Below are 22516 nucleotides of genomic sequence, written 5' to 3' on the forward strand. Positions count from 1 at the left end.
GGCCTTTTCGTCGGTTCGCTACTTGCCGGCCTTCTCGGCGCGCCGGATCTCCGGGGGCAGCGCGAAGGCGATCTTCTCGTTGGCCGTGGTGACCTCGTCGACGTCGGAGTACCCGTGCTTGTCGAGCCACGCGAGCAGGTCCATCACCAGCACCTCGGGCACCGAGGCGCCGCTGGTGACGCCGACCGTGGTGACGCCTTCGAGCCAGGCCTCGTCGACCTCGTGCGAGAAGTCGACCAGGTGCGACGCGCGGGCCCCGGCCTTCAGCGCGACCTCGACCAGGCGCTTCGAGTTGGACGAGTTCTGCGAGCCGACCACGATGACCAGGTCGCACTCGGCCGCCATCGCCTTGACCGCGACCTGGCGGTTGGTGGTCGCGTAGCAGATGTCGTCGCTGGGCGGGTCGGCCAAGCTGGGGAACCGGTCGCGGAGCTGGTCGACGCGCTCCATGGTCTCGTCGACCGAAAGCGTGGTCTGGGACAGCCAGATGACCTTGGACGGGTCGCGCACGGTGACCTTGTCGACGTCCTCGGCGGTGTCGACCAGCTGGACGTGCTCGGGCGCCTCGCCCGCCGTGCCCTCGACCTCCTCGTGGCCTTCGTGGCCGATCAGCAGGATGTCGTAGTCGTCCTTGGCGAACCGGTTGACTTCCTTGTGCACCTTGGTGACCAGCGGGCAGGTGGCGTCGATCGTGCGCAGGTTCCGGTCGGCGGCCTCGGCGTGCACCATCGGCGAGACGCCGTGCGCGGAGAACACGACCAGCGCGCCCTCGGGCACCTCGGTGGTCTCGTCGACGAAGATCGCGCCGCGCTCGCGCAGCGTCTCGACCACGTGCCGGTTGTGCACGATCTCCTTGCGCACGTAGACGGGCGGTCCGTACAGCTCGAGTGCCTTCTCGACCGCGATCACCGCGCGGTCGACGCCCGCGCAGTACCCGCGCGGCTTGGCCAGCAGCACCCGCTTGCGCCCGTCGGCGCGCGGGACGTCGACGGTGCCTGCGGGCTCGGTTCCGGGGCTTGAGGAGCTCATGACCTCCAGGGTACGGGCTCACGTTGTGTGCGCGGAGTCACGTGGGCTGCCCCGACACACCCATTCGGTTGGGCAGGATGGCTCAGATGCGGCAGGCTAGACGTATGAAGCCACTCCCGCTCCCCCTCCGGGTCGCCGCGGGCCTCGCCGTCACCACCGCCGAGCGGGTTCGTGAACTTCCCAAGCAGCTGCTGGGCCTGCCGGTCACGGCCGTGAGCCAGGTGCTGCAGTTCTCCATGCGCGTCCAGCAGCACGTCACCGAGCTGGCGATCAAGGGCGATGACGCGCTGTCCGCGCTGCGCCCGGTCGAAGACACCCCGAGCTGGGCGACCTTCGACGAGGACGTCGACGTCCCCGCGCCGCGCCCCGAGACCAATGGTCACGCTCAGCCACTGCCCGAGTTCGACGAGTCACCTGATCCGTGGGCCGAGGAAGAGCGCGCGCTCGCCGAGGACCACCGCGACGGCGAGAACGACAGCGCCGAAGGCCCGGCGGGCATCACGGGCTACGACGAGCTCACCCTGCCCCAGCTGCGCGCCCGCCTGCGCCAGTTCACCCTGGAGGAGCTCGAAGACATCCTCGCGTACGAGCACACCCACCAGGCGCGTGCGTCGTTCATCGGCATGCTCGCGCGCCGCATCGGCAACGTGCACAAGACCGACTCCGCCGACGCTGACGAAGAAGGCCAGTGAGCGAAACCACCGCGGAGAACCCCTGGCCGGTCCGCACGGTCGCGCGCAAGATCGGCGATTGGGTGCACCGCCTCGGCGCGGTGTGGGTCGAGGGCCAGGTCACCCAGATCTCGGCGCGGCCCGGCACCTCGACGGCGTTCCTGACGCTGCGCGACCCATCTGCGGACGTGTCGATGACGGTCACCTGCCCGACCGGGCTGCTGCGCGGGGTCGAGCCGCCGCTGCGTGAAGGCGCGAGCGTGGTCGTGTTCGCGAAGCCGGCGTTCTTCCTCGGGCGCGGCACGATCAGCTTGCGTGCCACCGAAATCCGCGCCGTCGGCATCGGCGAGCTGCTCGCCCGGATCGAACGGCTGCGCAAGCTGCTCGCCGCCGAAGGCCTGTTCTCGTCGCAGCGCAAGCGCAAACTTCCCTTTCTTCCCAAGGGAATCGGGCTGATCACCGGGCGCGCGTCTGCTGCCGAGCACGACGTGCTCGTCAACGCGCAGGCGCGCTGGCCGCATGTCGCCTTCAAGGTCGTCAACACCGCCGTGCAGGGCCCGTCCGCGGTGCCGCAGATCATCAAGGCGCTGTCCACATTGGACAAGGACCCCGAGGTCGAGGTCATCGTGATCGCGCGCGGCGGCGGCAGTGTCGAGGACCTGCTGCCGTTCTCCGACGAGGCGCTGTGCCGCGCCGTCTCCGCCGCGGGCACGCCGGTGGTCAGCGCGATCGGCCACGAGCCGGACACCCCGCTGCTCGACCACGTCGCCGACCTGCGCGCGTCGACGCCGACCGACGCGGCCAAGCGGATCGTGCCCGACGTCCGCGAGGAGACCCAGCGCGTCCGGCAGATGCGGGACCGGGGCCGCCGTGCGCTGCACGGCTGGGTCGACACCCAGGCCAGGCTGCTGAACCAGCTGCGCAGCCGCCCGGTGCTCGCCGATCCGCTCGGCCCGATCGACCGGCGCTCCGGCGACGTCGAGATGCACCGGGAACGTGGCCGCCGCGCCGTGCTCACCACTCTTTCGAGGGAACAGGCCGCACTGGCGAGTGCCCGCGCGCGACTCACCGCGCTCGGTCCGGCCGCCACGATGGCCCGTGGTTACGCGGTCGTGCAGTTTTACGACGAGGCAGGCAACCCGCACGTGCTCCGATCGGTCTCTGAAATCAAAGACGGCGCGAAACTACGGATCCGCGTCGCCGACGGCGCGGCCAAGGCGGTCGTCCAGGGTGATCCGGAAAGCGAGTAAGGGTGCGGGAAACCACGTTCCTCCCGCTCACCGTCGACGCGGCCATCACCGCGCAGGCGAGCGCCGTGCTGCGCAAAGCCCTCGAAACCAACAACGCCGCGCTCGACTGCTGGACGTCGCTGCTGGCGGGCTGCACGCAGGGCCGCGACCTCGGGCCTCGGCTGCGCCAGCTCTCGGCGGCGACCTCGGAGCACGTCGGCGCCCGTTGGTGGGCGGCGGAAGGTTCCGCCCAGCGGCGCAAGGTCGCGGGCGCGCAGTCCGAGATCGAGGACGCGATCGCGGACGGTGACGGCAGCGAGTTCGCGCGTGCCTTCGTCGGGTACGACCACGCGATGGCCAGCGCGGTAGTCTGCGCGAACACCGCGAAGCACAGGAGCCCCCACGCGTGAGCAATCCCGAACTCGGCTACGAGCAAGCCCGCGACCAGCTGGTCGAGGTGGTCCGCGAGCTGGAAGCCGGCGGCAAGTCGCTGGAGGAATCCCTTGCGCTGTGGGAAAAGGGCGAGCGGCTTGCGAAGATCTGCGAACACCACCTCGAAGGGGCGCGTGAGCGGATCGAGACCGCGCTGGCCTCGGTCGAGGAAGGCGCCGACGACTCCGAGTGACCTTCGCCATGCGGGGATCCGCCCGGTATCTGAGAGACTGGGTTCCCCCCGAGCACGGTGAACCCGGAGGCAAGGCATGTCCAGCGGCAACGAAGCCAGCACGACCAAGGAACTCCCCGACCGCAACCTGGCGATGGAGCTGGTGCGGGTCACGGAGGCCGCGGCGATGGCCGCGGGCAGGTGGGTCGGCAAGGGCGACAAGCTCGGCGGTGACGGCGCTGCCGTCGACGCCATGCGGCAGCTGATCAGCACCGTCTCGATGAACGGCGTCGTGGTGATCGGCGAGGGCGAGAAGGACGAAGCGCCCATGCTGTACAACGGCGAAGAGGTCGGCAACGGCGACGGGCCCGCGTGCGACGTGGCGGTCGACCCGATCGACGGCACCACGCTGATGGCCAAGGGCATGCCGAACGCGCTCGCGGTGCTCGCGGTCGCCGAGCGCGGCGCGATGTTCGACCCGTCCGCGGTGTTCTACATGGAAAAGCTCGCCGTCGGCCCCGAGGCCGCCGGGCTGGTGGACTTGTCGGCGCCGATCGCGGAGAACATCCGCCGGGTCGCGAAGGCCAAGCACAGCGGCGTGTCCGACGTCACCGTCTGCATCCTCGACCGGCCCCGGCACGAGCAGATCATCAAAGAGGTCCGCGAGGCGGGCGCCCGGATCCGGTTCATCTCCGACGGCGACGTCGCGGGCGCGATCGCGGCCGCGCGGCCGACGACCGGCGTCGACATGCTGATCGGCATCGGCGGCACGCCCGAGGGCATCATCGCGGCCGCCGCGATGAAGTGCCTCGGCGGCGAGCTGCAGGGCAGGCTGTGGCCGAAGGACGAGGCCGAGCGGCAGAAGGCGCTCGCGGCAGGCCACGATCTCGACCGGATCCTGTTCACCGACGACCTCGTGACCGGCGACAACGTCTTCTTCTGCGCCACCGGCGTCACCGACGGCGACCTGCTGCGCGGCGTGCACTACCGCTCCGGCGGCGCGACGACCCAGTCGATCGTGATGCGCTCGAAGTCCGGCACCGTGCGCTTGATCGACGGTTATCACCGCCTGAACAAGCTGCGCGCGTACGCTTCCATCGACTTCGACGGCCACCTCGACGCGGTGCCGGACGATGAGGCCATCGTCCCGCCACTGCCTTAGGAGACCCTGTTCTATGAAGAAGCGTGCGCTCGCACTCCTTCTCGCTCTCGTCGCCACGGCCGGGTTCGTGCAACCGGCTTCGGCGGCGCAGCCCGCCATCGTCGGCGGCGGTGAGGCCGACCAGGCGTATCCGTTCGCGGTGGCGCTGCTGCGCGCGTCGGGCAGGCTGTTCTGCTCGGGTTCGCTGGTCGCGCCGACCTGGGTGCTGACCGCCGCGCACTGCGTGGACGGCAAGAACCCCGAGGTGCTCAGCGCCCGCGTGGGCAGCAACGACGCGACGGCAGGCGGCGAGATCGCACAGCCGGTCGAGTTCGTCATCCACCCGGACAACAACCCGGTCGCCGGCGGCGACATCGCACTGGTGCGCCTGGACAAGCCGGTGCTCGCCGCGCCGATCACGCTCGGCGCGGTCACCGTGCCCGGCACGCCGACGCGCCTGCTCGGCTGGGGCCAGACCTGCCCGACGCTGAGCTGCGCGCCGACGCCGGCGAAACTGCAGCAGCTGGACGCCACCATCGTCGAGGCGACGTCCTGCACGGCCGCCTTCGACCTCGAGCACGAGCTGTGCGTCGAGAACCCCGGCGGCGACAAGGGCACCTGCTACGGCGACTCCGGCGGCTCGCAGGTCGCGAACGTCGACGGCGCCTGGGTGCTGCTGGGCGTCATCAGCCGCCCCGGCAACGGTGACCCGGTCTGCGCGACGGCCCCGTCGATCACGTCCTCGGCGGTCGCCTACGCGGACTGGATCAAGGAGAAGATCACCCCGGCCGCACCGGTCGCCCCCGCTGCTCCATAAGGGTGAAGCTGTCTTAGGGACCCCCGAATTCAACGTTACCTCGGGGGTCCGACAAAAGCGCGAGCCGCGATAAAGCGGGCTTTACTCCCGGGGATAAAGCCCGCTTTATCCCCGGGAGTAAAGCCCGCTAAATCACGGGGAGTAAAGCCCGCTTTATCGCGGTGGGTTACTCGGCGTTGGAGGAGTGGCCGGGAAAGAGGTGGGCGTCGGGGTCGAGCTTGACGGCGATGTTGTTGACCGCCGTGGCCGCCTCGCCGAAGCCGGTCGCGATCAGCTTGACCTTGCCGGGGTAGGCCGCGACGTCGCCCGCCGCGTAGACCCGGTCGCGCGCGGTCGCCATGGTCGAGTCGACGGACACCGCGCGGTGGTCGATCTCCAGCCCCCAGCTTTCGATCGGCCCGAGATCCGCCGTGAAGCCCAGCGCCGCGACCACGGACTGCGCGGGCAGCACGATCGGCTCGGCGCCCTTGACCGCGATCTCGACGGAGTCGAGCGCGCCGCCCGAGTCGATGAACCTGGTGACCTCGGCGTCGGTGATGATCCGGACGCCGAGCGCCTGCGCCTCGCGCACGATGGACTCGGCCGCGCGGAACTTGGCGCGCCGGTGCACCAAAGTCACGCTCGCCGCGACCGGGTGCAGCGCGAGCACCCAGTCGAACGCCGAGTCGCCGCCGCCGACCACGACCACGTGCTGCCCGGCGTGCGCCTGCAGCGACGGCACGAAATGGACCATGCCACGGCCGAGCCAGCCGTCGCCTGCCGGGAGCGGGCGCGGGGTGAACTCGCCGATGCCCGCGCTGATCAGGATCGACCTGGCCTGCACGATCTCGCCGCCGTCGAGCACGACGTCGAAGCCGTCGCCGTTCTCGGTGACCGTCTCGGCCTTGCGCCCGAGCAGGTAGGTCGGCTTCCACGGCGCGGCCTGGTCGACGAGGCCCTGCACGAGGTCACGGCCGCGTACCGCCGCGAACCCGCCGACGTCGTAGATCATCTTCTCCGGGTACATCGCGGTGACCTGCCCGCCCGCCTCCGGCAGCGAGTCCACGATCGCCGTGGACAGCCCGCGGAACCCCGCGTAGTAGGCGGCGAACAGCCCGGTCGGCCCGGCGCCGACGATCAGGATGTCGAAAGGATCCCCCGTGGGCATGGGTGTGCCCCTCTCAGCCAGTGGTGGGTGGCGGTGTGATCGAGAACACGGCAATCCTATAGCGGTTAGGGGTGCTCAAGGCCACCACGCACCGCCCCCTAACTTGCGCGAAACTGGAGTCATGGCTGAACAGGAATACCGGATCGAGCACGACACGATGGGCGAGGTCCGTGTGCCCGCCGAGGCTCTCTACCGGGCACAGACGCAGCGCGCCGTCGAGAACTTCCCCATCTCCGGCCGTGGCCTGGAGCGCGCCCAGATCCGCGCGCTCGGCCTGCTCAAGGCCGCCGCCGCGCGGGTCAACGCGAAGCTCGGCGTGCTCGACGCCGACGTCGCCGCGGCGATCGCCGCCGCCGCCGACGAGGTCGCCGAAGGCCGCCACGACGCGCACTTCCCGATCGACGTGTTCCAGACGGGTTCCGGCACCTCGTCGAACATGAACGCCAACGAGGTCATCGCGACGCTCGCGTCCCGCGCGCTGGGCCGCGACGTGCACCCGAACGACCACGTCAACGCCTCGCAGTCGTCGAACGACACGTTCCCGACGACCATCCACGTCGCCGCGACCGAGGCCGTGCTGTCCGACGTCATCCCGGCGCTCGACCACCTCGCGTCGACGATCGAGGCGCGCGCCGCGGAATGGGCCGACGTCGTGAAGTCCGGCCGCACGCACCTGATGGACGCCGTGCCGATCACCCTCGGCCAGGAGGCGGGCGCCTGGGCCTCGCAGGTCCGCTTCGGCATCGAGCGGCTGCGTTCCGGGCTGCCCAGGCTGGGCGAGCTGCCGATCGGCGGCACCGCCGTCGGTTCCGGCCTCAACGCGCCCGACGGCTTCGGCGCGGCCGTCTCGGTGGAACTGGCTTCGGTCACCGGGTTGCCGCTGACCGAGGCACGCGACCACTTCGAGGCGCAGGCGACGCAGGACAGCGTCGTCGAGACGTCCGGGCACCTGCGCACGGTCGCGGTGTCGCTGAACAAGATCGCGAACGACCTGCGCTGGCTGGGTTCCGGCCCGCGCACCGGCCTCGCCGAGATCGCGCTGCCCGACCTGCAGCCGGGTTCGTCGATCATGCCAGGGAAGGTCAACCCGGTCATCCCGGAGGCGACGCTGCAGGTCGTCGCGCAGGTCATCGGCAACGACGCGGCCGTCGCGTTCGCGGGCGCGGCGGGCAACTTCCAGCTCAACGTGAACCTGCCGGTGATCGCGCGCAACGTGCTGGAGTCGGCGCGGCTGCTCGCGGCCGTCTCGCGGCTGCTGGCCGACAAGGTGTTCGCGGGCATCACGGTCAACACCGACCGCACGCGCACGTACGCCGAGGGCTCGCCGTCGATCGTCACGCCGCTGAACAAGTACATCGGCTACGAAGAGGCCGCCGCCGTCGCGAAGCAGGCGCTCAAAGAGCTCAAGACGATCCGCGAGGTCGTGCTCGAACGCGGTCACGTCGCAAGCGGCAAGCTCACCGAAGCTCAGCTGGACGAGGCGCTCGACGTGCTCCGGATGGCACGCGGCGGCAACTGAGGTCGTGAGTGGTTTGGCCGGTTAGAACCGGCCAAACCACTCACGACCCCCAGCGCGACGAGCACCACCCCGAGTACCTGGGCGGGGCGGAACTGTTGCGCGCCAAGCGAAATCGCCACCACGAGGCCCGACGCGGGCATCAGACCGATCAGCAGGCCCGCCCGGTCGGCGCCCAGTTGCGCCACCGCGAAGTACCACAGGCAGAACGCCACGGCCGTGACGATCACCGCGAGCACCAGCAGCGCCGCGAGTTCACGCGCGTCCGGAACCCGCCAGCCGCCGACGAAAGTGCCCAGCACCGCGCTGCCGAGCGCGGCGGTCAGGCAGCTGCACGCGGCCGTGCCGAGCGGACCCATCCGCTTCACCAGCACGGCCGCGAGCAGCGTGAACGACGCCTCGCACAGCATCGCGAGCACCGCCAGCGCCAGCCCGGGACCGTGGCTCGCGCCGCCACCGGCGAGCACCACGATCCCGGCCGCGGCGAGCACGGCGCCCACCATCGGCGCCATGGCGGGCCGCCGCCGATCCAGCACCGGCGCCACCAGCGCCAGCACCAGCGGGCTGCCGCCGAGCAGTGCCGCGACCAGCCCCGGTTCCGCGTACCGCTGCGCGAGCAGCAGGCAGGCCTGGAACCCGACCATCCCGGTCACCCCCAGTGCGACCAAGATCGGCAGGTCCTTCAGCATCGGCCTCGGCAGCCGGATCCCCCTGAGCCACGCGTACCCGAGCAGCAGCACCCCGCCGAGCGCGTAGCGCAGCGACTGGCCGGTGAGCAGCGGATACGCGTCGAGCAGGCCGGTCACGGGCACCGATCCCCCGACGATCACCGCGGCGGTGATCCCGGCGAGCAGTCCTCGTGCGGCAGGCGTCATGCGCCCAGCCTGGCGCGCCAAGTGGTCGAAGCGTCAGAGCCAATCAGTTCGCTGAAAACTGGACCACTTAGCGGCGACGCACCGTCTTGTCCGCCAGCGCGTGCGGCGTGTAGTCGGCGTCGAGCCGGTTGAGGTCGGTGCCGGGCGGCACGATCTCGTCGATCCGGTCGAGCACGTCGGCGCTCAGCTCCAGGTCGGCCCCGTCCAGCAGGTCGGCGAGCTGCTCGTGGGTGCGCGGGCCGATGATCGCGGACGTCACGCCAGGGTGCGCGCGCACGAACGCGAGCGCGAGATGGGTCAGCGGCCGTCCGAGGTCGCTCGCCAGTTTCTTCAGCTCGGCGACCACCTCCAGTTTGAGCGCGTTCTCCGGCAGCGCCGGGTCGAACTTGTGCCGCTGCAACGCCTTGCGGCCTTCGTTGAGGTCCACATCGGACGCTTTGCCGTATCGGCCGGACAGCCAGCCGCTGGCGAGCGGGCTCCAGGTGAGCACGCCCATCCCGTACTTCTGGGCCGTCGGCAGCACCGCGGATTCGATGGCCCGGTTGAAGATCGAGTACGGCGGCTGCTCGGTGCGGAACCGCACGAGCCCACGCTGCTCGGAAACCCATTGCGCTTCAACGATCTGCTCGGCGGGGAACACCGACGAACCGACCGCGCGCACCTTGCCCGACCGCACGAAGTCGGTCAGCGTGGACAGCGTCTCCTCGATGTCGGTCGTCGCGTCCGGACGGTGAATCTGGTACAGGTCAACGTAATCCGTGCCGAGCCTGCGCAGGCTGTCGTCGAGCGCGCGGGTCAGCCAGCGCCGCGAGTTGCCGCCGTGGTTGGCGTCCGGCCCCATCGGGAAGTGCCCCTTGGTCGCGAGCACCACGTCGTCACGCCGGCCGGCGAGCGCCTTGCCGACGATCCGCTCGCTCTCGCCGTCGGAGTACATGTCCGCGGTGTCGATGAAGTTGATGCCGCCGTCGATCGCGGCGTGCAGCATGCGGACGCCGTCCTCGTGATCCGGATTGCCCCATTTGCCGAGCATCATCGCGCCGAAGGTGTATTCACTGACGGAGATGCCGGTACCACCGAGAATTCGTCGTTTCATGGCACCGACTCTGGGCTGTCCCGAAGGCCCGGACCAGGTCACGGTCAACCTGGGTCTGCCAGTACCAGGCAGGCGATGGACGTTTCCTGAATACTCGAAGCCATGAAGGAACTGGGTGATTTTCTCAAGGCACGCCGCGCGGCGCTCGACCCCGCCGAGCTGGGCCTGCCGCAAGGCATCACCCAGCGACGTGTGGCCGGGCTGCGGCGTGAGGAGCTGGCCCAGCTGGCCGGCATCAGCGTCGACTACTACACCCGCCTCGAACAGGGCCGCGCCCGCAACGTCTCCACCGCCGTCCTCGAGTCGCTCTCCCGCGCGCTGCGCCTGCACGCCGACGAAGAGCGGTACCTCACCAACCTCGCGACCCCGCAACGCAAGCGCGCCACCAAGCCGAAACCCCAGCGCGTCCGCCCCGAGCTGCGGCTCCTGCTCGACACGATCCAAGCGCCCGCGTTCATCTTCGGCCGCTATATGGACGTGCTCGCCTGGAACGCGCTCGGCGCCGCGATCGGCTTCGACTTCGCCGCGGGCGAGCGCAACATCCCCAAGGCGTTCTTCCTCGACGAGACCGCCCGCGAGATGCACCCCGAGTGGGAGTCGGTCGCCAAGGAGGTCGTCGCGAACCTGCGTTCCGAGGTCGGCAAGTACCCGGACGACCCGCGCCTGGCCCAGCTGGTCGGCGAACTTTCCATGCACAGCGCGGATTTCCGCAAACTGTGGGCCGGGCAGTCGGTGCGCGAGAAGGCCAGCGGCGTCAAAGTGATCAACAACCGCGTCGTCGGCGAGCTCCGCCTGAACTACGAAACGATGCACCTGCAGGGTGACCTCGACCAGCGCATGGTGATCTACACGGCCGATCCCGGCTCGGAGTCCGAGAACGGCCTGCGCCTGCTCGCCAGCTGGATCGCCGCCGCGGCCACGCCGAGCCAGGCCCGAGAAACCGCGCGCTGACTTGCGTCCCCTGCTCCTGCTCGACATCGACGGCCCGCTGAACCCGTTCGCCGCCAAACCGGACGCCCGCCCGCCGGGCTTCACCGAGCACCGGTTCCGCCTGTCCGGCTGGAGCAGGCGCAAACCGCTGCGCATGTGGCTGAACCCCGGACACGGCCCCGCCCTGCTCGCGCTCGCGGAGCGCACGGGCCTGGAACTGGCGTGGGCGACGACCTGGGAACATCGCGCGAACACGATGATCGGCCCGGCGATCGGGCTCCCCTCGCTGCCGGTGATCACGTTCGCGGGCGCCTCGTCTTCGTGGAAGTACCCGGCCGTCGCCCGCTTCGCCTACGAGCGCCCGCTCGCCTGGCTGGACGACGATTTCGACCTCTACCCCGGTCCACGCGACGCCTTCCTGGCCAAACGCGCGCAGCTCCCGACCGAGCTGATCCGGGTCAATCCCCGCGAAGGCCTGTCCGCCGGCCACCTGGCCGCCGTCGAATCCTGGGTCCGCGCTCTGCCCTGAAGGTTGCGAACGCCACGTTCACGCGCCCAGCCCGCCCACTCAGCGCCAGTGCCGTATGAAGGCTCCCTTCATACAGCTATACGCGATGGAGGCTCCCCTCATACGGCCAAACCTGTATGAGGGGAGCCTTCATACAGGCGAACCAGGCCTAGCCCTGGCGCAAGCCCTGGGTGCGGGGGTCGTGAGCGTTGCGGGCGGTTATTTGAGGGGAAGGGCAAATGTGGCTCAGTGTCAGGGTGGTGTGGCCGCCTGGTTGGCGGTTAGGGTCCGGCCTTGATCGCGTGGTGATTCAAAATGTGGCTGTCGCCCCTGCTGTGCGGGTTGACTTGAGCACGAATTGTCCAGCGCGGTCAGGGTTCCGGGCCTGGCTGGCCTGACTTGATAGAAGCGTGGACTAGACGACATCCCACCTCGACTGAGGTGTGTCCGACCAGCCCGGCCCGGTCACACATGTCTCCGGTCTCAGGGAAGGACACGCGCGATGTCCATGGTGGTCATCGGGATCGATCCGCACAAGTCCAGCCACACCGCGGTCGCGGTCGATCACAACGGGCGCAAACTCGCCCAGAAAACAGTCAAAACCGACGCCGGCGGGATACTCGCGCTCTGGCGCTGGGCCGCGGCCCTGGCTTCGGCGCAGGTGCTGTGGGCGGTCGAGGACGGCCGTGGCCTGGCCGGACGGCTGGTGCGCACCTTGATCGGCCACGGCGCGGAAGTGGTGTGGGTGCCGCCGAAACTCATGGCCCAGTGCCGGGCCAGGTCGTGTCATGACAACCGTGTAAGCCACGGATGGACCAGGATCGGGTCGCTGACCGCGACCCAGAAAGGCTCCACCTGTGACCGAGGACACACCTGACCGGGATCCGGGCTCCGCAGTAAAGCGAAGCGCTCGCGCGCGTGCTACCGCCAGAAACGCTGGACGCGTTGGTGAAAGACGCGTACGAGAATGGCGGCGCGCTGGGCGCCCAAGAATTGCTAAATCAGATGACCAAGGCGGTGCTCGAAAGGGCGCTGGACGCCGAGATGACCCATCATCTTGGCTATGAGAAAGGAGACCCCGCCGGGAACGGTTCCGGGAATTCCCGGAATGGCAGGTCTCCAAAAACCGTGTCGACTTCGAATGGTCCGGTCGAGCTGGCGGTGCCGCGTGACCGGAACGGTTCGTTCGAGTAAACGATCGTGCCGAAACGTGCACGCAGGCTGGGTAATATCGACGAGGCGATCCTGTCGCTGTATTCGCGTGGCATGACCACCCGGGATATCGAATCTCATTTACGTGAAGTATATGGCGTGAACGTGTCGCGAGAATTGATCTCCAATGTGACCGACGTGGTGACCGACGAGATCGCGTTGTGGCAATCTCGGCCTTTGGACGAGATGTACCCGATTCTCTATGTCGACGGCCTGCGACTGCGGGTCAAGGACAAGGGCGTGGTCACCTCCAAGGTCGCCTACCTGGCCATCGGCGTGGACATGGAAGGCCGCAAACACGCCCTCGGGCTCTGGATCGCCGACACCGAAGCGGCGAAGTTCTGGGCCAAGGTCGTCACCGACCTGCGCAACCGTGGCGTGAAAGACATCCTGATCGCCTGCTGCGACGGCCTGACCGGGCTGCCCGACGCGATCCGCGGCGCGTTTCCCGACACCGTAGTCCAAACCTGCGTCGTGCACGTGATCCGCAACGCCATGCGGTTCATTTCCTATGGCGATCGGAAGAAAGTCGCCGCCGCCATGCGGGACATCTACACCGCGCCGACACTCGAGGCGGCCGAGATCGCACTCACTCAGTTCGATAAAGACTTCGGCATACAATACCCCGCCGCGATCCAGGTCTGGCGACACGCCTGGAACGACTTCACCCCATTCCTCGACTATCCACCCGAACTCCGCAGAATCGTCTACACAACAAACCTGATCGAGAACATCAACTTCCAGCTCCGGAAAATCACCAAGAACCGCGGCCATTTCGACAGCGACACCGCCGCGACAAAACTGCTCTACCTCGGACTCCGCAACATCACCAGCAACCGAGGCGGACCATCAGGAACCGGCACCCGAGGCTGGAAACAAGCACTAAACACGCTCGCCGCACTCTTCCCCGACCGCCTGCCACTCCACTAGAATCAGAGAAGAAATCATCCGTGGCTTACACGGAAATCATGACAGGGCCCCGGGCCAGCGCCCGCACCCGCGGCAAATCAGACCCGATCGACGCGCTCGCCGTCGCCCGCGCCGCACTACGCGAACCCGACCTGCCCACCGCACATCTGGACCAGACCGCGCTGGACCTGCGGCTGCTGACCGATCGCCGGGAAAGCCTGGTCACCCGCCGCACCGCGGTCATCAACGCGCTGCGCTGGCACCTGCACGACCTCGACCCCGCCCTCGACACCGGCACCGCAAAACTGACCGGGCCACGCACCCTGGCCACGCTCACCACCGCCCTGCACGCACTACCGGACAGCGTCCGCCGTCACCTCGCCCTCGACCTCGTCGCGGAGATCAGCGCCTTGAACAAGCACATCGGCCGCTACGAGCGCCACCTCGCCGACCTGATCACCCCCATCGCGCCCACCCTGCTCGCCATCGTCGGGGTCAGCACCGTCACCGCCGCGAAAATCATCGGCGAGACCGCCGGCATCAGCCGGTTCCGCTCCAGCGCCGCCTTCGCCATGCACGCCGGAACCGCACCCATTCCCGTCTGGTCCAGCGGCAAAACACAATTCCGGCTCAACCGCGGCGGCAACCGGCAACTCAACACCTGCCTGCACCGCATCGCCATCACCCAGCTCGCACACCACCCACCCGCACGCGACTACCGAGACCGCTGGACCACCACACGCCCACACGCCACCACCAAAGCAGCCCTGCGCGCCCTCAAACGACACCTCACCAACACCATCTACCGCGCCATGACAACCGACGCCACACTCCAACAAGATCAACTAAACCAAGCTGCTTGACATAGAAGCTTCGTGTTGGACTTCGGTGCGAGGGGAACCCCTGCTCCGCTGGGATGCAGCAGGGTTTCCCCTCGCTCGCGGGTGTGCAGTGAGGGGACCCCTGGGTGCGATATACGCACTGAGGGGTCCCCTCGCTTCAGTCCTCACGCCCGCAACACTCATGACCCCGCGGAGTAAAGCGGGCTTTATCCCGCACACCACAGCCCTCGGGCATCCGCGAGTGGTAACTCTGCTCCGCTAGATGCAGCAGAGTCACCACTCGCACACCCGCTCGCTCCCTGACCTGGTGCCCGGCGAGCCCGCGACCGCGACCGACATGCCACCTTCGACCCTCCGCTCAAGAGAACCGTCCGCAACGCGCACAACCCCGGCGCGAGGTGGTCCAGGGAGTAGGGTCGCGCTCGATGGGTACCGAGTGGACCACTTTGCATGAGCTGCTTCTGCCCGCGGCGGCCGGTGTGGGTGGCAGGCGCGGCAAGGCGGTCGAGTCCGCGCTCAGGGAGGCCGTGCGGTCGGGGGTGCTCGCTGCCGGGACGCGGCTGCCGTCGAGCCGTGATCTCGCCGGGCAGCTGAGCCTGTCCAGAGGCACCGTCACCGCGCTGTACGAGCAGCTCGCCGCCGAGGGGTACCTGATCGCCAAGCACGGCTCGGGGACCACGGTCGCCAGGCTCGACCAGCCGGAGCCGTCCGGCACGCCCGCCGCCGAACCCGCCGCGACCTGGGCGTTCGACCTCAGGCCGGGACTGCCCGCGCTCGCCGCGTTCCCCCGCGCCGAATGGCTGCGGCACGAACGCGAAGTGCTCACCACCGCGCCCGACACGATGCTCGGCTATCCCGATCCGGCCGGGCATCCCGAGCTGCGCGCGGAACTCGCCGGGTACCTCGGGCGGGTGCGCGCGGTCCCGGCGGGTCCCGGTGACATCGTCGTCACGAACGGGGCGGCCGAGGCGCTGTCGCTGCTCGCCACCGTGCTCCACGCGCGCGGGCACCGGCGGATCGCCGTCGAGGATCCCAGCCATCGCGGGCAGGCGGAACTCCTTGCCGCGCAAGGATTGCGTCCGATCGGCATCCCGGTCGACGACGCGGGCATCCAGCCGTCCCACTTGTCCACATCGGACTGCGGGACGGTCATGGTCACCGCGGCGCACCAGTTCCCGCTCGGTGTCCCGCTCGATCCGGAGCGCCGCCGCGCGCTGCTGAAGTGGGCCAGGGACACCGACGGTCTCGTCATCGAGGACGACTACGACGCCGAGCACCGGTACGACCGGCCCGCGCTCAGCGCGATCAAGGCACTCGATCCCGAACGGGTCGTCTACCTCGGGAGTGTCAGTAAGGTGCTCGCGCCCGCGCTGCGGATCGGGTGGCTGGTGCTGCCGCCGTCCATCAGGGCCGAGATCGTCGCGGCGAAGTACACCCACGATCTCGGCTGCGCGCCGCTGCCGCAGGCGACGCTCGCGCGCATGCTGCGCTCCGGCGGGTACGACCGGCATCTACGGCGTACTCGCCGTCTCTACCGCCGTCGCCGGGACGCGCTGCTCGACGCGCTGGCCACCACGTTCCCGGACTGGCGGCCGATCGGCATCGCCGCGGGCCTGCACGTCGTCGTCCGGCTCCCCGACGGCGCCGACGACAACGCGCTCAGCCGGGAACTGGCCGGGCACGGCATCAACGCGCCGAGCTTGGCGAGTTACGCGACCGGCAGCCTCTTTCCCGGCCTGGTGCTGGGCTATGCCGCGCTGACGCCCGACCGGCTCGTGGCCGCGGTGCTGGCCATGCGGGCGGCGCTGGCCTGAAATTGTCGGTGCCGGGGCGCATGATGGCGGCATGCTCCTCACCGACGTCGTCTCCGCGTCAGCCGCGATCGCCGCCACGCGCTCGCGCAAGACCAAGATCGAGGTCATCGCCGGGGTGCTGCGGGCCGCCGATGCCGCGGAGCTGCCCGCGGTCACGGCGATCCTCACCGGCCAGATCCGCCAGGGCCGGATCGGCACCGGCTGGCGCACGCTCGCCGAGCTGGGCACGGCGCCTACCCAGGAACCGTCGCTGACCATCGGCGAGGTCGACGCGGCGCTGGCCGAGCTGTCCGTCACGGCGGGCGCGGGCTCGGCCAAGCGGCGCGCCGAAGTGCTCGGGGAGCTGTTCGGCCGGGCGAGCGCGGACGAGCAGAACTTCCTGTTCCGGCTGATCACCGGCGAGCTGCGGCAGGGCGCGCTGGAGGGCGTGATGGTCGACGCGGTGGCCGCCGCCGCGAGTGTCGCGGTGGACGTGGTGCGCCGGGCCTTCATGTTGTCGGGTGAACTGCCGGTCACCGCGGCGGCCGCGATCGGCGGCGGCGAGGCGGAGCTGGCGGGGTTCCGCCTCCGGCTCGGCAGGCCGGTCCGGCCGATGCTCGCGTCGCCGGCCGAGTCGATGGACGAGGCCGCCGCCGAGCACGAGGGCAAGCTCGTCGAGTACAAAATGGACGGTGCGCGTATCCAGGTGCACCGGGACGGCGACGAGATCCACATCTACACCAGGACGTTGCGCGAGATCACCGCCAGCGTCACCGAGCTGGTCGAGCTGGTGCGCGCGCTGCCGTGCGAATCGGTCGTGCTCGACGGCGAGACGCTCGCGCTCACCGACGACGGCAGGCCGAGGCCGTTCCAGGAAACGCAAAGCCGCTTCGGCAGCACGCGTGAGGAGCAGGTCCGCGCGCTCCTGCTCCGCCCGTACTTCTTCGACTGCCTGCACCTCGACGGCGTCGACCTGCTCGACGCGCCGCTGGCCGAGCGCACCGTCGCGCTGCGCAAGGTCGCGGGCGAACACGTCATCCCCGGCGAGATCGATCCGGCCGACCCGCAAAGCGTCCTCGACGACGCGATGGCCGCGGGCCACGAGGGCGTGATGGTCAAGGCGCTCGACTCGCCCTACGCGGCCGGTCGCCGCGGCCGCGCGTGGCTGAAGGTGAAGCCGGTGCACACGATCGACCTGGTGGTGCTCGGCGCCGAATGGGGCCACGGCAGGCGCACCGGCACCCTGTCCAACCTCCACCTCGGCGCCCGCGACCCCGACGGCGGCCCGCCCATCATGGTCGGCAAGACGTTCAAGGGCATGACCGACGAGCTGCTCGCCTGGCAGACCACCCGCCTCCAGGAGATCGAAACCACCCGCGACGACTGGACGGTCCACGTCCGCCCCGAGCTGGTCGTCGAGATCGAGCTCGACGGCTCCCAGACCAGCACCCGCTACCCGGGCGGCGTCGCGCTGCGCTTCGCCCGCGTCGTCCGCTACCGCCCCGACAAGGACCCGGCCGACGCCGACACCATCGACACCGTCCGTTCCCTCCGCAAAGGCGCGGTGGAGTCGTGAGTGGTACGGCCGGTTCTAACCGGTCAAAACACTCACGACCCATGGTCAGCCGAAGAGGCGCTGGATGTGCTCGGAGATCTTGGCGATCAGATCGGTGAACTCCGAGAGGCCGCCCAGCAGGCCTTTCACCTTGGTCCAGCGGCTTTGGACGACGGCGGGGGTCGCGGACCCCGGGTCTTGCGCGTCGGCGATGAGGTCGTCCAGGTTGTCTTCGACGACGGCGGCCTTGTCGAGCTGGGCCTGCGCGGCCTGAGTGCGCAAGGCGACGAGCAGCGCGGCCAGGTCCTGGGCGGCGACCGTGGCCTGAGGGCTGCCGACGATCAGGTTTCCGGTGTTGCGGCCGGTCTGCACGATCGGCGCGTTCGAGCTGCCGCTGATGTTCACGCGGTTGGTGATGCGGTCGTTCATGGGGCTCCTCAGCTCTTGGCCGGCGCGGGCGGGGTCATGGTGGTCTTGATCGGGCCCGAGTTGGGGCCGGTCTGGGTGATCGGGGCGTTGTTGATGCCGATGACGTTGACGTTGTTGGTGGTGATGACCGACGCCTGCTGCTCGAACCGTGCGGCGGAGTAGCCGGACTCTTGCAGGATCCGGGCGATGGCGGGAAAGAGCCTGCTCTCGATGATCTTGTCGTAGCGATCGATGTCGAGAAGCTGGAAGTAGTTTTTGACCTCTTTCCCGGCCGCGAGCTCACGCAGGCTCAGCAGCGAGCCGTAGCGGTCAGGGTCGAGCACACCCGCTTCACGCTTGGGTTTGCGGACCCTGCTGAACACGTTGACCAGCCTGCCCGGCACCGTGATCGGCAGCTTCAGCCACTCGACGATGCCGTCGAACAGCGGCTTCGGCGAGTTCGGGCGCATCTTGTCGACCACCTGGTAAAGCGCCCGGATCGGCGGCAGGACGCAGGGTGTCCATTCGAGGTAGACCGTCGACTCGGTCACCGCCACGTGCAGATACGTGGACAGCACCAGCTCGCGATTCCAGGTCTCGACCTGGAAGCACACGTAGTACCGCGCCCATTCCTTCGGCCGCAGCCGGACGCGCTCGGCCTCGTCGTGGGAAAGGTGGCCGAACGGCGGCTGCTCGGCCGAGGGCAGGTACGCCAGCGCGTCCGGGGTGTGGAAGTGGTGGATGAGCTCGGCCGCCGGGGTGTACACCGCGCCCGTGACCTTCAGCTCGCCCAGCCTGCCGTCCGGCGAGAGCACGCCGTCACGGCGCAGATCCTCTACCGCCGCACGGATTCCGGCGTACATCGACGCCGTGGTCAGCGGCTTGTCGCCGTCGCGCTGGTCTTCCGGCAGCCGCTCCAGCGGGATGGCCATCGACCATGCCTGGCGGCGCACGCCGGAGCCGACGAACGGGTTGTAGCCCCGGTGCACGATCAGCGGGGTGTCGCCGGCGGCTTGCCCGCTCACGACCTGGTGGCGGTGCAGCTCGGCGCGGAAGTCCTCGGCGAAGAGGCTCGGCGCGAGGTCGTAGTCCTGCCGCAGTGGCGGGGCGCCCCGGCTGAACCGGCGGGTGAGCAGCTGCCAGGTGCTGAACCGCTCGCCGATCAGCACGGCCAGCACGACGAACACGAGGATCCAGGCGAACACCGACCGGACCGTCTCGCCGGTGGTCGACTCGTACTCGGCCGTGCGGTAGTAACTCGAACCGCCGCCGCCGAACAACTCGCCGCCGTACTGGGAAAGCAGCCACAGCACCAAGGCGACGACCGCCACCGCGCCGATCAGCTTGGGCGCCCGTGATCCCGCGCCCGCGCCGGACCCGATCTTGGTGACCGCGTCCGCGCCACCGACGAAGAGCCCGAGCACGATCCACCCGTAGAGGACCGGGTTGTCCCACGACAGGGCCACGAAGACCACCATCAGGACCAGCAAGGTCGCGTCCAGCATCTTGCGCCGGATCCGCGCGCGGACCGCTTCGACGAGCACCCGCACCGAGTCCAGGCCGGGTGACGGCGGGATCGGCCTGGTCGGCTCGACCAGGAACTCCTTGAGCGCGCTGGTCGCGTACGCGGGGTCCAAATAGGACGCCGCGCACAGGTACCGCGTGGTGTCGTCAGGTCTTCCCGGTCTTCTGACAGGGATTTCGGTCATCTCGGGTGGCCCCCTCAGGGCGTCGAACCGGTGACCATCGCGGCGGCGATGGCTGCTGTCTCCGACCACGTCGCCTGCGGGCCGTGCGCGTAGACGTAGTACTCGATCCCGCCTGCCCGCCAATAGACGGACCGGACGTGCCTGCGGCCTTCCGGGGCATTCCATTCGAATTCCCAGTCGACCGCCTCGTGCCCGCGCACGGTGGTCGGCCGCAGGCCGAAAAGGACATAGCCGGACCGTTGTGCGAGCTGGCGCTCATAGTTCCGGTGGTAAGTCTGGATATCGGCCGGATCCGCGGGCTCCGCGCCGCCGAATTTGAGGATCCGCTTCGGGTCACGGGGGTCGGTCGCCTGCATGCTCCCGGGTTCCGGGACCGTTTTCGTCGGCCAGCCGCGCGGAATGATCATTGTCAGCCCGGCGGGCGCGGAAATGCTTTCCCACGCGGGCGGCGCCGTTTCCGGGCTCGGTGCCGGAACAGTGAATGGACGGCTCGGCACTGTGGTCGTCGGAAGCGTGGAAGTCGTTACAGGAGAAGGAGTCGGAGTCTCCACGACCGACAGGCCTTCAGGCGCGGCCGAGGGGGTGTTCCCGGTTTGCCCGATAAGCACCCACGCCGCGCCGAGCAGCGTGCACAGCACCAGGTTCGCGACGACGGCGACGATCGCGAACCGGCTTGAACTGAGCTGGGCTGAACCCGACATGACGACCCCTGCGATTTACTCGGCCAGGATTCCCCTTTTGCAATTTGCAGACCGTATCATGCGGAACTGACCGGCCCAGGTAACGGTTGAAGGAGGTTTCGGGGTGCCCGAAGACGATTCGCAAACGATTCACGAACTGGAACGGTTATTAACCGTCAGCCCTTTTGATCGACAACTCCGGCTGCGGCTGGCCGCCGCGCTCTACGACCAGGCGTGCGCCGCCTGCAGCGTCACCAGGGACGGCAAGCTGGTGATGACCACGCAGGCCCAGCGCGACGCCTGCGGCCACGCCGCGCGGCGGGTGCTCGCGCTCCAGGTCGACGATCCCGCGCTGGTCCAGGCCGCGAACGGGCTGCTGCGCGAGGTGACCGAAGGCGAAAGCTGGATCTGGCATCCGCGGGGCACGGGCACGCTGCTCGCGGCCGTCGTGGTGCTCGCCGGGATGGCGCTGGTCTCGGTCATGGTGCGGGCGGACGATCTCGTGCTGGCCGCGGTCGCCGCGGTGCTGAGCAGCGCGCTGCTCGGCGCCGTCGTACTCCGATTCCGCCGTCAGAGCTGGCGAATCCGCGCGGAACAGGCCCAGACCTCGATCTGGGAACACGGGATTTAGCCTCGCACGCGGCGGAAGGCGTTGAGAGGGTCGTTGACGCCCGCGGTGACCAGCGACCGCCAGGCGCCGCGCCGCGGGTCGACCGGCTTCCCGGCGGCCACGCGGTGCATTTGCTGGGTGTGCCACTGGATTTCGAGGAGGCTGTCGGCCAGCCGGATCCCGGTCTTGGGGCACAGCCGTTCCGCGCGGACGTCCTCGCCGCCGAGCAGCCGCCGGGGCAGCTCGGGGTCGACGATCATCGGCCTGCCGAGCCCGATCACGTCGAGCGCGCCGGACCGCAGCGCCTCGTTCATGCCCGCGACCGTGGCGAACCCGCCGGTGACCATCAACGCGACATCGGAGACCTTGCGCGCTTTCGCGGCGTAGTCGAGGAAATAGGCCTCGCGGCGCACCGAGCTCTCGCGCGTCACGCCCATCATCGCGGCCTTTTCGTAGGTGCCGCCGGAAATCTCCAGCAGGTCGAGCCCGGCCTCACCGAGCTCGCGCACGACCTCGAGCGACTCGTCCTCGGTGAAACCGCCGCGCTGGAAGTCCGCGCTGTTCAGTTTCACCGACAGCGGCACGCGCGCGGGCAGTTCGGCGCGGATGCGGCGGACCAGTTCCAGCAGGAACCGGCGCCTGCGCACGGCGTCGCCACCCCACTCGTCGGTGCGCTGGTTCGTCAGCGGGGAAAGGAACTGCGAGATCAGGTAGCCGTGCGCGCCGTGCAGCTGGATGCCGGCGAACCCGGCGTCGGCGAAGGTCAGTGCCGCCAGCACGAACCGCTCGACGAGCGCCTCGACCTCCTCCGAGGTCAGCGCGCGCGGCGTCGCGAAGACCGAGCGGATGCCGCGGTCGCCGAACGGGACCGCCGAAGGCGCGACCGGCTGCCGCGAAAGGAAGCGAGGACTCTGCCTGCCGGGGTGATTGAGCTGCACCCAGAGCTGCGCGCCGGTGCCCGCGACCGATTCGGCCCACGGTTTGTAGTCGACGGGATCGGCCACGACGGGGATCGCGACGTTGCGCGGCTCGCCGAGCGCGGCCGGGTCGACCATGACGTTTCCGGTGATCAGCGCGCCCGCGCCGCCTCGCGCCCAGGTCCGGTAGAGGGAGATGAGCTCGGCGCTCGGCCGGTTGCGGCGGTCGCCGAGCTGCTCGCTCAGCGCCGACTTCACGATCCGGTGCGGCAGCACGGCGCCACAGCGCAGCTCGAACGGTTCGGCCAGCATCGCGAACCC

22 protein-coding genes and 1 pseudogene are annotated in these 22516 nt (G+C 69.4%); 15 read left to right on the plus strand and 8 right to left on the minus strand.

The annotated features are described in order from the left end of the window. Window positions 1-18: 18 nt before the first annotated feature. Window positions 19-1029 (minus strand): 4-hydroxy-3-methylbut-2-enyl diphosphate reductase, encoded by a 1011-nt coding sequence (locus AB5J62_RS36250; RefSeq protein ID WP_370944536.1) that lies wholly within the window; start codon window positions 1027-1029, stop codon window positions 19-21. A gap of 104 nt (window positions 1030-1133) precedes the next feature. Here AB5J62_RS36250 and AB5J62_RS36255 point away from each other — a divergent pair, with 104 nt between their 5' ends. The 6 genes from AB5J62_RS36255 (at window position 1134) to AB5J62_RS36280 (ending at window position 5491) form a co-directional block, all read left to right on the plus strand. Next, a complete protein-coding gene (locus AB5J62_RS36255) occupies window positions 1134-1721 on the plus strand; it encodes a lipid droplet-associated protein (RefSeq protein ID WP_370944538.1) in 588 nt (195 codons plus the stop codon). Next, window positions 1718-2950, plus strand: a complete 1233-nt coding sequence (gene xseA / locus AB5J62_RS36260; protein ID WP_370944539.1) for an exodeoxyribonuclease VII large subunit — start codon at window positions 1718-1720, stop codon at window positions 2948-2950. The genes AB5J62_RS36255 and xseA overlap by 4 nt, the downstream gene beginning before the upstream one ends. A 2-nt stretch (window positions 2951-2952) precedes the next feature. Continuing rightward, window positions 2953-3339, plus strand: a complete 387-nt coding sequence (locus AB5J62_RS36265; protein WP_370944540.1) for a hypothetical protein — start codon at window positions 2953-2955, stop codon at window positions 3337-3339. Continuing rightward, entirely contained in the window at window positions 3336-3554 is a 219-nt protein-coding gene (locus AB5J62_RS36270; RefSeq protein WP_370944541.1) for an exodeoxyribonuclease VII small subunit, read from the plus strand. Before AB5J62_RS36265 ends, AB5J62_RS36270 begins: the two co-directional genes overlap by 4 nt. A 76-nt stretch (window positions 3555-3630) precedes the next feature. Next, complete coding sequence (gene glpX, locus AB5J62_RS36275) at window positions 3631-4695, plus strand: class II fructose-bisphosphatase (RefSeq protein ID WP_370944542.1); 1065 nt, start codon at window positions 3631-3633, stop codon at window positions 4693-4695. A 13-nt stretch (window positions 4696-4708) separates the two neighbouring features. Further along, window positions 4709-5491 carry a trypsin-like serine protease gene (locus AB5J62_RS36280; protein ID WP_370944544.1) on the plus strand — a complete coding sequence of 261 codons (783 nt, stop codon included), beginning with the start codon at window positions 4709-4711 and terminating at the stop codon, window positions 5489-5491. Between the two features lie 166 nt (window positions 5492-5657). Here AB5J62_RS36280 and AB5J62_RS36285 read toward each other — a convergent pair whose 3' ends face one another. Further along, entirely contained in the window at window positions 5658-6638 is a 981-nt protein-coding gene (locus tag AB5J62_RS36285; RefSeq protein ID WP_370944545.1) for an NAD(P)/FAD-dependent oxidoreductase, read from the minus strand. 121 nt (window positions 6639-6759) lie between these two features. Between AB5J62_RS36285 and AB5J62_RS36290 the strand changes: the two genes are divergently transcribed. Continuing rightward, window positions 6760-8157 carry a class II fumarate hydratase gene (locus tag AB5J62_RS36290; protein ID WP_370944546.1) on the plus strand — a complete coding sequence of 466 codons (1398 nt, stop codon included), beginning with the start codon at window positions 6760-6762 and terminating at the stop codon, window positions 8155-8157. On the opposite strand, the gene AB5J62_RS36295 is transcribed toward AB5J62_RS36290, so the two are convergent. Together AB5J62_RS36295 and AB5J62_RS36300 are read right to left on the minus strand one after the other, a co-directional pair. Then, window positions 8106-9029, minus strand: coding sequence for a DMT family transporter (locus tag AB5J62_RS36295; RefSeq protein ID WP_370944547.1), 924 nt, complete (start codon window positions 9027-9029; stop codon window positions 8106-8108). The genes AB5J62_RS36290 and AB5J62_RS36295 overlap by 52 nt on opposite strands. A 67-nt stretch (window positions 9030-9096) precedes the next feature. Further along, entirely contained in the window at window positions 9097-10122 is a 1026-nt protein-coding gene (locus tag AB5J62_RS36300; protein ID WP_370944548.1) for an aldo/keto reductase, read from the minus strand. Window positions 10123-10224: 102 nt separating this feature from the next. Here AB5J62_RS36300 and AB5J62_RS36305 point away from each other — a divergent pair, with 102 nt between their 5' ends. From AB5J62_RS36305 to AB5J62_RS36335, 7 genes and pseudogenes are all read left to right on the plus strand, one after another. Next, complete coding sequence (locus AB5J62_RS36305; protein WP_370944549.1) at window positions 10225-11073, plus strand: helix-turn-helix transcriptional regulator; 849 nt, start codon at window positions 10225-10227, stop codon at window positions 11071-11073. A 1-nt stretch (window position 11074) separates the two neighbouring features. Then, window positions 11075-11581, plus strand: coding sequence for an HAD domain-containing protein (locus AB5J62_RS36310; protein ID WP_370944550.1), 507 nt, complete (start codon window positions 11075-11077; stop codon window positions 11579-11581). Window positions 11582-12062: 481 nt separating this feature from the next. After that, a complete protein-coding gene (locus AB5J62_RS36315) occupies window positions 12063-12437 on the plus strand; it encodes a transposase (RefSeq protein ID WP_370944551.1) in 375 nt (124 codons plus the stop codon). A 41-nt stretch (window positions 12438-12478) separates the two neighbouring features. Next, a pseudogene (locus AB5J62_RS36320) lies at window positions 12479-13702 on the plus strand (IS256 family transposase). Window positions 13703-13740: 38 nt separating this feature from the next. After that, window positions 13741-14544, plus strand: a complete 804-nt coding sequence (locus AB5J62_RS36325; protein ID WP_370944553.1) for a transposase — start codon at window positions 13741-13743, stop codon at window positions 14542-14544. A 404-nt stretch (window positions 14545-14948) separates the two neighbouring features. Beyond that, window positions 14949-16337, plus strand: coding sequence for a PLP-dependent aminotransferase family protein (locus tag AB5J62_RS36330; protein WP_370944554.1), 1389 nt, complete (start codon window positions 14949-14951; stop codon window positions 16335-16337). Between the two features lie 31 nt (window positions 16338-16368). Beyond that, window positions 16369-17892, plus strand: a complete 1524-nt coding sequence (locus AB5J62_RS36335) for an ATP-dependent DNA ligase (protein ID WP_370944555.1) — start codon at window positions 16369-16371, stop codon at window positions 17890-17892. Window positions 17893-17937: 45 nt separating this feature from the next. On the opposite strand, the gene AB5J62_RS36340 is transcribed toward AB5J62_RS36335, so the two are convergent. From AB5J62_RS36340 to AB5J62_RS36350, 3 genes are read right to left on the minus strand one after another with little or no spacing between them, the layout of a single operon-like run. After that, on the minus strand, window positions 17938-18300 hold the full coding sequence (locus tag AB5J62_RS36340; RefSeq protein ID WP_370944556.1) for a hypothetical protein: 363 nt from the start codon (window positions 18298-18300) through the stop codon (window positions 17938-17940). A gap of 8 nt (window positions 18301-18308) precedes the next feature. After that, a complete protein-coding gene (locus AB5J62_RS36345) occupies window positions 18309-19988 on the minus strand; it encodes a hypothetical protein (protein WP_370944557.1) in 1680 nt (559 codons plus the stop codon). A 14-nt stretch (window positions 19989-20002) separates the two neighbouring features. Then, entirely contained in the window at window positions 20003-20689 is a 687-nt protein-coding gene (locus AB5J62_RS36350) for a hypothetical protein (protein WP_370944559.1), read from the minus strand. A gap of 103 nt (window positions 20690-20792) precedes the next feature. On the opposite strand from AB5J62_RS36350, the gene AB5J62_RS36355 reads away from it, so the two are divergent. After that, window positions 20793-21299, plus strand: a complete 507-nt coding sequence (locus tag AB5J62_RS36355; RefSeq protein ID WP_370944560.1) for a hypothetical protein — start codon at window positions 20793-20795, stop codon at window positions 21297-21299. Here the strand turns inward: AB5J62_RS36355 and AB5J62_RS36360 are convergent. Beyond that, entirely contained in the window at window positions 21296-22507 is a 1212-nt protein-coding gene (locus AB5J62_RS36360) for an NADH:flavin oxidoreductase/NADH oxidase family protein (protein WP_370944561.1), read from the minus strand. The two genes, AB5J62_RS36355 and AB5J62_RS36360, sit on opposite strands and share 4 nt — an antisense overlap. Window positions 22508-22516 lie beyond the last annotated feature (9 nt).

The organism is Amycolatopsis sp. cg5 (genome assembly GCF_041346955.1).
In the GTDB taxonomy this organism is placed as follows: Bacteria; Actinomycetota; Actinomycetes; order Mycobacteriales; family Pseudonocardiaceae; genus Amycolatopsis.